Raw genomic sequence first — 13,292 nt, forward strand, 5'->3', positions numbered from 1 at the left:
CGCACGGCCGCCTTGTTTGTACGGCGCGATATTGAGGCATGCACCAAGGCGTTCGCGCGCAAATCCCACAGGAATAATTGGCCCGAAACAAACGTAGGAGCGAGCGCAGCTCGCGATTGCGCCGCGCGGGCGGCGCTCGCTCTAACAGGCGCTGCATACCTTGTGGCAAACACCTGTCAGCCCTGATGCGATCCCTGTGGGAGCTGGCTTGCCGGCGATAGGGCCAAAGCAGGCTTACCTCAATGGGTGGTCAGGCCAGCAGCCCCCATGAACAAGCGCATCACCCAGGCCGCCACACCCAGTGCGGCCACGCTCAACGCCCAGATCAGCACCAGCCAACCCAGCCGCTGCCACAGCGGTTTCTTTTCTTCCAGGCCATGCTTGCCAGTCATCATGCGGGCCTCCTAGTGGTAGCCGTCGTCATGGGTCACCTTGCCGCGGAACACGTAGTAGCTCCAGAAGGTATACCCGAGGATGAACGGCAGGATGAACAGGGTGCCAACCAGCATGAAGCCCTGGCTTTGTGCTGGCGCTGCGGCATCCCAGATCGAGATCGACGGCGGGATGATGTTCGGCCACAGGCTGATGCCCAAGCCGCTGTAGCCAAGGAATATCAGCACCAGCGTGAGCAGGAACGGCGTGTAGTGCGCGTTGCGGGCCACGGCCTTGAGCAAGCCATAGAACGTTACCAGCACCAGCAACGGCACCGGCATGAACCACAGCAGGTTAGGCATGCTGAACCAGCGGTCGGCGATCTGCGGGTAGGCAATCGGCGTCCACAGGCTGACGATACCGATCACCACCAGCAGCACCAGCGCCAAGGGCCGGGCGATTTCGTGCATTTTCTGCTGCAGCGGCCCTTCGGTTTTCATGATCAACCAGGTGCAACCCAGCAGCGTGTAGGCCACGATCAGCCCCACCCCGCAGAACAGGCTGAACGGGGTAAACCAGTCGAGGGTGCCCCCGGCAAAATGCCGGTCGACCACCTTGAACCCTTCCAGGAACGCGCCCAGCGCCACACCCTGGAAGAAGGTGGCGATCAGCGAACCCCAGATGAATGCCTTGTCCCAGATGTGCCGCTTGCGGGCGGTGGCCTTGAAGCGGAATTCAAAGGCCACCCCCCGGAAGATCAAGCCGATCAGCATCAGGATCAATGGCAAGTACAACGCTTCGAGCACTACCGAGTAGGCCATCGGGAAGGCCCCGAACAGCCCGGCCCCCCCGAGCACCAGCCAGGTTTCGTTGCCGTCCCACACCGGGGCGACGGTGTTCATCATCACATCACGGTCATGCTCGCCCTTTACGAACGGGAAAAGCATGCCGATGCCCAGGTCGAAACCATCCATCACTACGTACATCATCACGCCGAAGATGATGATCACCGCCCAGATCAGCGGAAGGTCGATACCCATGGCTCAGTTCCCCTTGTTCAGGCTGGCGGTGTTGGCCTCGTGGCCATCATCGGCGGCGGACAGCGGCCGCGCCGGGGTGCGTTTGGTGCCGGGGCCACCTGGGTTGATTTCATCACCCTCACCGGTCTGCGGGCCCTTGCGCACCAGGCGCAGCATGTAGCCAAGGCCGGTGCCGAACAGGGCGAAATACACCACCACGAACGCCACCAGGGTAAAGCCAAGCTGCGCATAGCTGTGGTTGGACACCCCGTCTGCGGTGCGCAGCAGGCCGTAAACCACCCAGGGCTGGCGGCCAATTTCAGTGGTGAACCAGCCGGCCAGCAGCGCCACCAGCCCGGAGGGCCCCATCCACACTGCCATGTGCAGGAACGGCCGCGAGGTGTACAGCGTGCCCCGCTTGCGTAGCCAGAGGCTCCACAGGCCAACGAAGATCATCAGCAGGCCCAGGCCGACCATGATGCGGAACGACCAGAACACGATGGTCGAGTTGGGCCGGTCTTCTGGCGGGAAGTCCTTCATCGCCGGCACCTGCTTGTCCAGGCTGTGGGTCAGGATCAGGCTGCCAAGCGCCGGGATCTCAAGCTTGAAGCGGGTGGTTTCGGCCTGCATGTCGGGAATGCCGAAAAGGATCAGCGGCGTCGGCTCACCGGGCACGTTCTCCCAGTGGCCTTCGATCGCGGCGATCTTCACCGGTTGGTGCTTGAGCGTGTTGAGGCCGTGGAAGTCGCCGATCACCGCCTGGATCGGGGCGACGATCAGTGCCATCCACATGGCCATCGACAGCATCTTGCGCACCGCCGGGTTGTCCCGCCCGCGCAGCAGGTGCCAGGCCGCCGAGGCGCCGACGAAGAACGCAGTAGACACGAACGCGGCCGTGGCCATGTGCATCAGGCGGTACGGGAACGAGGGGTTGAACACCACGGCCAGCCAGTCTACCGGCACTACCCGGCCATCGATGATCTCGTGGCCTTGCGGGGTTTGCATCCAGCTGTTGGAGGCCAGGATCCAGAACGTGGACACCAGCGTACCCAGTGCCACCATCAGCGTGGAGAAGAAGTGCAGCCCTCTGCCCACACGATTCCAGCCGAACAGCATGACCCCGAGGAAACCGGCTTCGAGGAAGAAGGCGGTGAGCACCTCGTAGGTGAGCAGTGGGCCGGTAACCGCGCCGGCGAAGTCGGAGAAGCGGCTCCAGTTGGTACCGAACTGGTAAGCCATGACCAACCCCGAGACCACCCCCATGCCGAAGTTCACCGCGAAGATCTTCGACCAGAAATGGTAGAGGTCGCGGTAGACCTGGTTGTGGGTGCGCAACCACAGGCCTTCGAGCACCGCCAGGTAGCTGGCCAGGCCAATGGTAATGGCTGGGAACAGGATGTGGAACGACACGGTAAAGGCGAACTGCATTCGGGCGAGCTCTAAGGCTTCTATTCCGAACATGGTGCTTCCTCTTCAGATAATCCGGCGGACGGGCTCGTGGCACCGTCGCCCACTGCCCCCACTGGGTCGAGTACGGCGCGTTGGAATTGTTCTGTTCGATCGCAGGGATTCCGGCCCACTGGGCCCATTCGTTAGTTCTGGAACGATTGATCCAGATCAACGACTGCTAGGAAGCATAGTCCTGAATGCACGGTTGGGCCGTGCGGTGGATTGCCGCGTGACCGGTTGCCCCACCGGCTTTCATGACGCGCGAAAAAGTGCTGACCCGGGCAAACAGTAACTGTTTGTTACAAACAGATGATACGCTGCGCCCCCCTCCACTGCGCCGAGGCTCCAGGGTTCCGATGTCCGATTCCGCACCGCAGTTGTTGCGCCAGCACCGCCCGTTTCTGGCCTTCTGGCTGGCCCGTGTATTCACCGCCAGTGGCTTCCAGATGCTCACCGTGGCCATTGGCTGGCACCTCTACCAATTGACCGGCAATGTTCTGGACCTGGGCCTGGTAGGCCTGGTCGAATTCGCCCCTCGGGTGCTGTTCATGCTGCACACCGGGCATGTCGCCGACCGCTATGACAGGCGCAAGGTCGCAGCGCTGTGCCAGAGCCTGCAGGGGCTGATTGCCCTGGCGCTGGCCGTGGGCAGCGCCACCGACAACGTTACCCGGGAACTGATTTTTGCCCTGGCCTTCCTGCTGGGCGCCACGCGCTCGTTCGAAATGCCAGCCACCCAGGCGCTGCTACCCAACGTGGTACCGCCAGGGCTGTTCCCACGGGCGGTGGCCGCTTCGGCCTCGGCCACCCAGTCGGCGACCATCGTCGCCCCGGCGGTGGGCGGTTTTCTGTACGCATTTGGCAGCATCTGGGTGTATGGCCCGACGGTGGCCCTGTACGCCATCGCCTGCATCCTGACCCTGAGCCTGCAGGCACGCGGCCAGGTTACCCAGCGTGGGCGTGCGAGCATCGAGTCGCTGCTGGCAGGGATCCGCTTCATTCGTAGCCGCCCGGACATTCTTGGGGCCATTTCGCTGGACCTGTTCGCTGTGCTGCTGGGCGGTGCCACGGCGCTGCTGCCGGTGTTCGCCAAGGACATCCTGCTCACTGGCCCACTGGGCCTGGGCCTGTTGCGCTCGGCGCCAGCGGTGGGGGCATTGCTGATGTCGCTGTGGCTCGCGCGTTTTCCATTCGAGCGCAATGTCGGGCGGACCATGTTCACCGCAGTGGGTATTTTTGGCGTGGCCACCATTGCCTTCGGCCTGTCCACCTCGTTCTGGTTTTCGCTGGCGGTGCTGGTGGTACTGGGCGCGGCAGACATGATCAGCATGGTCATCCGCAGTTCGTTCGTGCAACTGGAAACGCCCGATGAGATGCGCGGGCGGGTGAGCGCGGTGAACGGGCTGTTCATTGGTGCCTCAAATCAGCTCGGCGAGTTCGAGTCGGGGGTGACGGCGCACTGGTTTGGCACAGTGCCGGCAGTGGTGATGGGTGGGGTGGGCACGTTGCTGGTGACCGGGGTATGGATAAAACTGTTCCCTACACTGGCCAAGCGGGATCGGTTGCACAGCGGTTGATGGGTTGCCGGCCACAGGGCCAATACAGGCTACAGCGAACCCATTCCCCAACGGCCATAGGCCACCGCCGAGCATGCTGGTATGATGCGCGGCTTTTTTCCGCCCCACACAAAACCACGGCAAGCGGTACGGTCTGTGCTTTGCTGTTGGGGTCGATATATTCGTGGCGCCGGGCGCCTTGGGAGCGGGAATGCTGGAAAGGCTGTTTCAACTAAAAGCACACAACACCAACGTGCGCACCGAGATTCTTGCGGGCGTCACCACCTTCCTGGCCATGGCCTACATCCTGTTCGTCAACCCGAGCATCCTCGGCGAGACCGGCATGGACAAGGGGGCGATCTTTGTCGCCACCTGCCTGGCAGCCGCCATCGGCTCCACCACCATGGGCCTGATCGCCAACTACCCGATCGCCCTGGCCCCGGGCATGGGCCTGAACGCGTTCTTCACCTATACCGTGGTGCTGCACATGGGCCACACCTGGCAGGTGGCACTGGGTGCAGTGTTCCTGTCGGCGGTGATGTTCTTCCTGCTGTCGATCTTCCGTATCCGTGAATGGATCGTGAACAGCATCCCACTGCCGCTGCGCTCGGCGATTGCCGCCGGTATCGGCCTGTTCCTGGCACTGATCGCCCTGCATAATGCCGGCATCGTCGTCGATAACCCGGCAACCCTGGTTGGCTTGGGTGACCTCAAGCAACCGGCCCCGATTCTCGCCACACTGGGCTTCTTCCTGATTGTCGGCCTGGAAGCACTGAAAGTGCGCGGCGCCGTGCTGATCGGCATCCTGGCGGTGACCGTCGCGGCGATCGTGATGGGCGTGACGCCGTTCGGCGGCATCGTCTCCATGCCGCCATCGCTGGCCCCGACCTTCCTGCAGCTGGATATCGCCGGCGCGCTGGATGTGGGCCTGGTAAGCGTGATCTTCGCCTTCCTGTTCGTCGATCTGTTCGACAACTCCGGCACCCTGATCGGCGTGGCCAAGCGCGCCGGGCTGATGGGCAAGGACGGCCACATGCCGAAAATGGGCCGTGCGCTGATCGCTGACAGCACCGCGGCCATGGCCGGTTCGCTGCTGGGCACCTCGACCACCACCAGCTACATCGAATCCGCTGCCGGCGTCAGCGCCGGTGGCCGTACCGGCCTGACGGCCATCGTGGTCGCCGTACTGTTCCTGCTGGCGCTGTTCTTCGCACCGTTGGCCGGCAGCGTGCCGGCCTTCGCCACGGCCCCGGCGCTGCTGTTCGTGGCGGTGCTGATGGCCTCGGGCCTGGCGGAGATAAACTGGGACGACGTGACCGAAGCCGCACCGGTGGTGGTGACTGCCCTGGCCATGCCGCTGACCTACTCGATCGCCAACGGTATTGCCTTCGGCTTCATCGCCTGGACTGCAGTCAAGCTGATTTCCGGCCGCTACCGCGACCTGAACCCGGCGCTGGTGATCCTTTCCATCCTGTTCGTCATCAAGCTGGGCTGGTTCAACGCATGAGTGCTGCTTTCGACCCCTCCTCCTACGCCACCCAGCTGGACGCCAAGGTCGCCCGGCTGCGCGAGCTGCTGGCACCGTTCGGCGCACCAGAGCCGGCTGTTTTCGACTCGCCACGCGAGCACTACCGCCTGCGCGCCGAGTTCCGCCTGTGGCGCGAGGATGGCCAGCGCCACTACGCCATGTTCGCCCCGGGCGAGAAGCACAAGGCGATCCTGATCGACGACTTCCCGATTGCCAGCCTGCACATCAACGAACTGATGCCGCGCCTGAAGGCAGCCTGGCAGGCCAGCGAAGCGCTGGGCAACCGCCTGTTCCAGGTGGAGTTCCTTACCACCCTGGCTGGCGACGCCATGATTACCCTGTGCTACCACCGCCCGCTGGATGAGGCCTGGGAAGTGGCTGCACGGCAGCTGTCCGAGGCGCTGGGCGTGAGCGTGATTGGCCGCTCCAAAGGCAAGCGCCTGGTGATCGGCCGCGACTACGCGGTGGAAAAACTCGATGTGGCTGGCCGTGTGTTCAGCTATCGCCAGCCAGAAGGCGCGTTCACCCAGCCTAACGGTGCCGTGAACCAGAAGATGCTGAGCTGGGCGTTCGAGGCAATGGGCGAGCGTGAGGACGACCTGCTGGAGCTGTATTGCGGCAACGGCAATTTCACCCTGCCACTGGCCACCCGCGTGCGCCAGGTGCTGGCCACCGAGATCAGCAAGACGTCGGTCAATGCCGCGTTGAGCAACCTCGACGAAAACGCTGTGGATAACGTGCGGCTGGTGCGCTTGTCGGCTGAAGAGCTGACCCAGGCGCTGAACGAGGTGCGGCCGTTCCGCCGGCTGGAAGGCATTGACCTGAAAGCCTATGACTTCGGTACGGTGTTCGTCGACCCGCCGCGTGCGGGTATGGACCCGGATACCTGCGAGTTGACCCGGCGTTTCGAGCGGATCCTGTACATCTCGTGCAACCCGGAAACGCTGGCGCAGAACATCGCTCAGTTGCAAGATACCCACCGTATCGAACGCTGCGCGCTGTTCGATCAATTCCCGTACACGCACCATATGGAAAGCGGCGTGCTGCTGGTCCGGCGCTGATCCGCGCTGCACTGGGGCCTGGCTGGCCCCAGCGCAGCTTGCCAGGAGAGTGATGCCGATGGACCAGTTCAGTGCCATGCAGTCTTTCCGCCGGGTGGTCGATCTCGGCAGTTTCAGCGCCGCTGCCAGTCAGGCGGGGGTCTCGCATACCGTCCTGTCACGCCAGGTAAAGCAGCTTGAACGCCACCTCGGCGCGCAATTGCTCACCCGAACCACGCGCCGCTTGCACCTCACCGAAGCCGGTGCATTGTTCTATCGCCATTGCGTGCAGATTCTCGAACAGATGCAGGCGATGAGCCTGGAGTTGTCGGAGCATCAGCAACAGCCCACCGGCACCTTGCGCCTGGGCGTGGCCACAGCCTTTGGTGAACTGGAGCTGGGTCGCTGGCTACCGGATTTCGTCGAGCGCCATCCCCTGTTGCAGATCGAGCTGCACTGCAGCGACCGCTTCGTCGACCTTCTCGAGGCGGAAATTGATGTGTGCTTGCGGGTCACCGACCAGTTACCGAACTCCAGCCTGGTGGCGCGCCGGCTGACGGGCAGCGAAGTGTTGCTGGTAGCAGCCCCGGGTTATCTGCAGCGACACGGCACACCGGCTACGCCCGACGAACTCACTGGCCACCCCCTGCTCGGCTATAGCCAGCTACCGCACCCACAGCGCCTGCAACTGACCAACAACCAAGGCGAACAGCGCGACATCCTCATGCCCCGACGCCTGAGTGCGAATTCGCCGATGGCCCTGCGCGCTGCCGCCATAGGCGCCCTCGGCATCGCCAGCTTCGACCGCTTCATCGTCCACGATGCCCTGCTGAACGGGCGGCTGGTACCGGTGCTGGAAGGCTGGAAACTGCCAGCGCGCACGCTTTACGCGGTTTATCCACAGAACCGCTACCTGCCGCCCAAGGTGCGAGCATTGCTGGATTACGTACAGGCGTACTATTCACAAGCGAGATGGGAATATTGATTTGTGCGCGATTGACACAAGTCATGGCTGGTTCTGCCCGTATTTGTGCCCTGAACGGTGAGTTAGCCTTTTGTTGATCATCACTCAACAAAGGTACTCCAGCATGAAAGCAGTGCAGGCATTCATCGCAGCGTTGGCACTCGGCACCTTGGCAGTCGGCGCCAACGCGGCACAACCACTCGTTTCAGTTACCGACCACACGGCCTTGAATTGGCAGGCCGTGCCCAATACCAATGGCGCTGTCAGCTTCGCCAACGTTGAAGGCGATATCTTCGGCAAGGGGCCCTACTCGGCCTATGTGAAATTCAGCAAAGGCACCGACAACGGCCTGCACCAGCACAGCCAGGCACTGCCAACGGTCGTCCTGAAGGGGACCTTCTATGCGGTGATCGACGGCAAGCGCATCGAGTATCCGGCAGGCGCCTATTACAATCTGCCGGCCGGGTTGATACATGAAAGTGGCTGCACGGCGGCTGCCGATTGCCTGCTGTTTCAACATCAGGCCGGTACGTTCGACCTCAAACCCGTTGCAGGCTGAGGCATCGGGGCCGCTTGGCGGCCCCGACGTCTACATCAAAAGTCGAAGAACACCGTCTCGCCTTCGCCCTGAATACGGATATCAAAGCGATACGCCGTTTTCCCGTCCACTTCACAGCGCTTGGCAATCAGCGTCTCGCGCCGCTGCGGCTGCTCGATCAGGTTGAGCACCGGGCACTTGGCATTGAGCGGCGCTTCATCATCGAAATACAGGCGCGTGTGCAGGTGGATGTTGATGCCACGGGCAAACAGGCTGATGTTGATGTGCGGCGCCATCGGTACGCCAGCGGCATTGTTCACCACGCCGGGCTTGACCGTGTACAGCGTCCACTCACCGGCGTCGAAGGTGGTGGCGGTGCGGCCGAAGCTGTTGAACGCGTTTTCCAGGTTGTAGGCATCCTGGTACTCGCCGTTAGCGTCGGCTTGCCACACTTCCAGGAACGAGTCGCGCACCAGGTGGCCGTTGCCGTCGTAGACATGGCCGATCAGCTGAATGTGCTCACCCGGGGCGTCGGGCTTGGCCAGGCGGTTCCAGATTTCCTGGTCACGGGTAGGGTTGCCGGCCGCTTCCAGGGCCAGGCCGATGTGCACGTAGGGGCCGGCAGTCTGCGAAGGGGTTTCCGGCAGCAGTTCGATTGGCATGGCGGGGTCCTCAGCAGTTTTCGAAGTGGGTCTTGCGCTGGCCGCGCAGCACGATGTCGAAGCGGTAGGCCAGGCAGTCCATCGGGTTGGCGTTGCTCATGTCGAGCTTGGCAATCAACTGCTGCACAGCTTGCGGGTTGGCGATCGACTTGACGATCGGGCACATCGGGATCAGCGGGTCGCCTTCGAAGTACAGCTGGGTGATCAGCTTGGTGGCGATCGACGGACCGCTGATGGCGAAGTGGATGTGCGCCGGGCGCCAGTCGTTCGGGCCGTTGCGCCACGGGTACGGGCCCGGCTTGATGGTGCGGAAGCTGTAGTAGCCGTCACGGTCGGTCAGGCAGCGGCCGACACCGCCGAAGTTGGGGTCCAGCGGTGCCAGGTAGCGGTCGTTCTTGTGGCGGTAGCGGCCACCGGCGTTGGCTTGCCACATTTCCACCAGGGTATTGGCCACAGGCTTGCCGTACTGGTCGACAACGCGGCCGGCAACGATGATGCGCTCACCGATCGGCAGGCCACCGTTGTTGAAATTCAGCAGCAGGTCATGGTCATGGGCACCGAAGCCCAGGTGGGAAAAATCCGGGCCGGTGGTTTCGCTGATCGACTGCGGAATGCTGACCAGCGCCTGGCGCGGCGAGCGGGCGACGGAGGTCTTGTAGTCGGGGGTGAGGGCTTTGGGGTGCCAGTTGCGATCACGGATCACGAAGCGGCTGTTGTCCTGGGCGGGCATGCCGGTTTCCTCTCTTGGAATTATGGAGATGCACAGGCGGGCTTATTGAACCCTTCGCGGGCAAGCCCGCTCCTACATACAGTTTCCGGCATGTCGCGCGCGGTGAATATTGAAATGAGGCACGTCAAACATATCCATTTGGTTATGCATGACCACCTGGACCTGACACCCGCTGCTGTCGTGAACTAATCTTTTACTTCTTGTTTCACGCTCGGGAGAGCACTCATGGAATGGCGAAAAGGCCGACGCAGCGACAACGTAGTCGATGCCCGGGGCGAAGGTGGCGGTGGGGGCGGCATGCGCTTTGGCGGCGGCAAGGGCCTGGGCTTGGGGGCGATCCTGCTGATCGTCGGCATCGGCTGGTTGACCGGGCAGGACCCGCTGCAGATCCTCGGCCAGTTGGCCGGCCAGGTGGAGCAGCAGCAGACCCAGACCGCGCCAAGCGGTGCTGGCGCCAAGGCGCCACCGGCCAGCGATGAGCAGGCCCAGTTCGTGGCCTCGATCCTGGGCGATACCGAGGACACTTGGAAGGCATTGTTTGCCGAAGCAGGCAAACAGTACCGCGACCCCAAGCTGGTGCTGTTCAGTGGCCAGGTCAATTCGGCCTGCGGCGCTGCCTCTGCGGCCGTGGGGCCGTTCTATTGCCCGGCCGACCAGCGCGTGTACCTGGACATGTCGTTCTTCCGCGAAATGGAAACCCGTTTCGCCGCGGCCGGCGACTTTGCCCAGGCCTACGTCATCGCCCACGAAATTGGCCACCACGTACAGACCTTGCTGGGGGTTTCGGCCAAGGTCGACGCCGCCCGCCGCAGTGGCCAGCGCATGGAGGGCGACAATGGGTTGCTGGTACGCCAGGAACTGCAGGCGGACTGCCTGGCGGGTGTCTGGGCCTACCAGGCACAGAAGCGCTTGAACTGGCTGGAGCCGGGCGATGTAGAGGAGGCGCTGAACGCCGCCAACGCCATTGGCGATGACCGGCTGCAACAGCAAGGGCGCGGCCGTGTGGTGCCGGACTCCTTTACCCATGGCACCTCGGCCCAGCGCGTGCGCTGGTTCAAGACCGGGTTTGCCGAAGGTGAAGTGGACCGCTGCGATACCTTCAGTGCCCGTAGCCTCTGACACCTCGCCAACAGGCTGCTGCGTCAGCGCTGGAACCCTGCGGCCGCTTCGCGGCCCTTTCCCACCGGTCCGGCGCACCGGCAAGGCCGCGCCTACAAAAACCCGCACGCTTTTTTTGCTGAAAAAGCGTTTCAGCTTCCCGCAGCATTGCCGATAACCCCTGCATGAATCAGCGGGCATCCAGAACAATAACGCCTGGCGATCGAACATCAAAAGAGCGAAAACTATTTCTGGAGTGCGTGCATGAACAGCTGGTTTGCCAACATCAGCGTCAACCTCAAACTCGGCCTGGGCTTCGGCCTAGTGCTTGTCCTCACCGGCCTGCTGGCCCTGACTGGCTGGACCAGCCTGGGCAGCCTGATCGACCGTAGCAACTGGATGAGCGACATCGGCCAGTTGAACAAAGACCTGACCGACCTGCGCGTGGCCCGCCTGCAGTACATGATCGCCAATGGCGACGATGCCGCGGCCGCCAACACCCAGGCCAAGCTGAACGCCTTCAGCAAGCAGCAGGCCTACCTGGCCAGTACCTTCAAAAGCCCCGAGAACGTCAAGCTGCTGGGTGAGCTGGGGGAAACCATCAGCGCCTACAAGCTATCGCTGAACAAGATGCGCCAAGGCTACGACGCCACGCGCGCAGCGCGTAGCACCATGGACAGCTCGGCCGCCGGCGCCGACCAGGCCATGGACCTGCTCAGTCAGGAAGTCATGGCCCGCCCGGAAGCCGACAGCGTGCGCCTGGCCCAGTACCAACTGATCAGCCAGGCGCGCCAGCAGTTGCTGCAGGTGCGCATCGACGTGCGCGGCTACATTGCCGACAACAGTGCCAGCAACGAGCAGGCCGCCCTGCGCCAGCTGGATGCGGCACTGGCCAATGTCGACAACCTCAAAGGCCAGATGCCGGGTGAAAGCACACGCCTGCAGCAACTGGAAAGCGCGGTACGGGCCTACCGTGATGCCGTACGCCAGTTCCGCGATGCGGTCGCCAGCATCACCACCGCGCGTGCGGAAATGACCGTACAGGGTGCCGATATCGTCAAGCGCAGCGATGCGCTGTACCAGATCCAGCTGCAGCGTCGCGATGTCGAAAGCAGCCAGGCCCGCAGCCTGCAGGCCATCGCCACGCTGCTGGCGTTGCTGGTCGGCGTGCTGGGGGCGGTGTTGATCACCCGGCAGATCACCCGCCCGTTGCGCGAAACGCTGCTGGCGGTGGAAAAGATCGCCAGTGGCGACCTGACCCAGCAACTGCGCGTTACCCGCCGCGACGAATTGGGCGTGCTGCAGCAAGGCATCGCGCGCATGGGTACCACCTTGCGCGAGCTGATCAGCGGCATCCGCGACGGCGTGACCCAGATCGCCAGCGCTGCCGAAGAACTGTCGGCAGTGACCGAACAGACCAGTGCCGGGGCCAATAGCCAGAAGGTCGAAACCGACCAGGTGGCCACCGCCATGCACGAAATGGCCGCCACCGTGCAAGAAGTGGCGCGCAATGCCGAACAGGCTTCGCACGCCGCCACCGGTGCCGACGAGCAAGCCCGCGCCGGCGACCGTGTGGTCGGTGAAGCGATCGGCCAGATCGAGCGCCTGGCCCAGGACATGCACCGCTCCACTGAAGCCATGAGCCTGCTGCAACACGAAAGCCACAAGATCGGCAGCGTGATCGACGTGATCAAGTCGGTGGCTCAACAGACCAACTTGCTGGCGCTCAACGCAGCGATCGAGGCGGCGCGGGCGGGTGAAGCCGGGCGCGGCTTCGCCGTGGTGGCCGATGAAGTCCGCGGCCTGGCGCAGCGTACGCAAAAGTCCACCGAAGAAATCGAAGAGCTCATTGCTGGCCTGCAGCAGGGTACCCAGCAAGTGGCCAGCGCCATGCAAGGCAGCCGCACCCTGACCGACAGCAGCGTGGAACTGGCGCGCAAGGCCGGGGCCTCGCTGGAGAGCATTACCAGCACGGTGTCGGGCATTCAGTCGATGAACCAGCAGATTGCCGCGGCCGCAGAGCAGCAGAGTGCGGTGGCCGAGGAGATCAGCCGCAGCATCCTCAATGTGCGCGATGTGTCTGAGCAGACGGCGGCGGCCAGCAATGAAACGGCAGCGTCCAGCGTCGAACTGGCGCGCCTGGGTGGGCAGTTGCAGACGCTGGTCAGCCAGTTCCGCGTCTGACTGCAAGCCCGGGGGCCGCTGAGCGGCCCAGCGCCGGCAAGCCAGGCTGCCACAACAACGGTGCAGGATCAGAAACAGCGCCGTACCTGTGGGAGATTCTATGGTTTCTGGCAAGGGTAGCCGCAGCATCTTTAGCGCCTGTGAGATCGAGC

At 63.3% G+C, this 13,292-nt stretch carries 12 protein-coding genes; 7 read left to right on the plus strand and 5 right to left on the minus strand.

The window, feature by feature from the left end; genetic code table 11:
* Positions 1-239: 239 nt before the first annotated feature.
* The 3 genes from GYA94_RS17890 to GYA94_RS17900 are packed head-to-tail and all read right to left on the minus strand — an operon-like array spanning position 240 to position 2,852.
* The gene (locus GYA94_RS17890) at positions 240-395 is read right to left on the minus strand and encodes a DUF2474 domain-containing protein (protein ID WP_009682264.1); all 156 of its coding nucleotides are present in this window, start codon (positions 393-395) and stop codon (positions 240-242) included.
* 9 nt (positions 396-404) lie between these two features.
* Positions 405-1,412 carry a cytochrome d ubiquinol oxidase subunit II gene (gene cydB / locus GYA94_RS17895; protein ID WP_110679783.1) on the minus strand — a complete coding sequence of 336 codons (1,008 nt, stop codon included), beginning with the start codon at positions 1,410-1,412 and terminating at the stop codon, positions 405-407.
* A 3-nt stretch (positions 1,413-1,415) separates the two neighbouring features.
* Positions 1,416-2,852: a cytochrome ubiquinol oxidase subunit I gene (locus GYA94_RS17900; protein ID WP_009682262.1), complete on the minus strand. Its 1,437-nt coding sequence runs from the start codon at positions 2,850-2,852 to the stop codon at positions 1,416-1,418.
* A gap of 344 nt (positions 2,853-3,196) precedes the next feature.
* Here GYA94_RS17900 and GYA94_RS17905 point away from each other — a divergent pair, with 344 nt between their 5' ends.
* The 5 genes from GYA94_RS17905 (at position 3,197) to GYA94_RS17925 (ending at position 8,487) form a co-directional block, all read left to right on the plus strand.
* Positions 3,197-4,417, plus strand: coding sequence for an MFS transporter (locus GYA94_RS17905; RefSeq protein WP_054912342.1), 1,221 nt, complete (start codon positions 3,197-3,199; stop codon positions 4,415-4,417).
* A gap of 190 nt (positions 4,418-4,607) precedes the next feature.
* Entirely contained in the window at positions 4,608-5,903 is a 1,296-nt protein-coding gene (locus tag GYA94_RS17910) for an NCS2 family permease (protein ID WP_009682260.1), read from the plus strand.
* Positions 5,900-6,985 carry a tRNA (uridine(54)-C5)-methyltransferase TrmA gene (gene trmA / locus GYA94_RS17915; protein WP_110679781.1) on the plus strand — a complete coding sequence of 362 codons (1,086 nt, stop codon included), beginning with the start codon at positions 5,900-5,902 and terminating at the stop codon, positions 6,983-6,985. Before GYA94_RS17910 ends, trmA begins: the two co-directional genes overlap by 4 nt.
* 58 nt (positions 6,986-7,043) lie before the next feature.
* Positions 7,044-7,949 (plus strand): LysR family transcriptional regulator, encoded by a 906-nt coding sequence (locus tag GYA94_RS17920; RefSeq protein ID WP_161892803.1) that lies wholly within the window; start codon positions 7,044-7,046, stop codon positions 7,947-7,949.
* A 103-nt stretch (positions 7,950-8,052) separates the two neighbouring features.
* On the plus strand, positions 8,053-8,487 hold the full coding sequence (locus tag GYA94_RS17925; RefSeq protein ID WP_110679779.1) for a cupin domain-containing protein: 435 nt from the start codon (positions 8,053-8,055) through the stop codon (positions 8,485-8,487).
* Between the two features lie 35 nt (positions 8,488-8,522).
* On the opposite strand, the gene pcaG is transcribed toward GYA94_RS17925, so the two are convergent.
* Together pcaG and pcaH are read right to left on the minus strand one after the other, a co-directional pair.
* Positions 8,523-9,128: a protocatechuate 3,4-dioxygenase subunit alpha gene (pcaG, locus tag GYA94_RS17930; RefSeq protein ID WP_009682256.1), complete on the minus strand. Its 606-nt coding sequence runs from the start codon at positions 9,126-9,128 to the stop codon at positions 8,523-8,525.
* Between the two features lie 10 nt (positions 9,129-9,138).
* Complete coding sequence (gene pcaH / locus GYA94_RS17935; RefSeq protein ID WP_110679778.1) at positions 9,139-9,858, minus strand: protocatechuate 3,4-dioxygenase subunit beta; 720 nt, start codon at positions 9,856-9,858, stop codon at positions 9,139-9,141.
* 225 nt (positions 9,859-10,083) lie between these two features.
* Here pcaH and ypfJ point away from each other — a divergent pair, with 225 nt between their 5' ends.
* Together ypfJ and GYA94_RS17945 are read left to right on the plus strand one after the other, a co-directional pair.
* On the plus strand, positions 10,084-10,977 hold the full coding sequence (gene ypfJ / locus GYA94_RS17940) for a KPN_02809 family neutral zinc metallopeptidase (RefSeq protein WP_110679777.1): 894 nt from the start codon (positions 10,084-10,086) through the stop codon (positions 10,975-10,977).
* A 243-nt stretch (positions 10,978-11,220) separates the two neighbouring features.
* A complete protein-coding gene (locus tag GYA94_RS17945; protein ID WP_161892804.1) occupies positions 11,221-13,140 on the plus strand; it encodes a methyl-accepting chemotaxis protein in 1,920 nt (639 codons plus the stop codon).
* Positions 13,141-13,292: the final 152 nt, after the last annotated feature.

It is taken from the genome of Pseudomonas juntendi, assembly GCF_009932375.1.
Lineage (GTDB): Bacteria > Pseudomonadota > Gammaproteobacteria > Pseudomonadales > Pseudomonadaceae > Aquipseudomonas > Aquipseudomonas juntendi.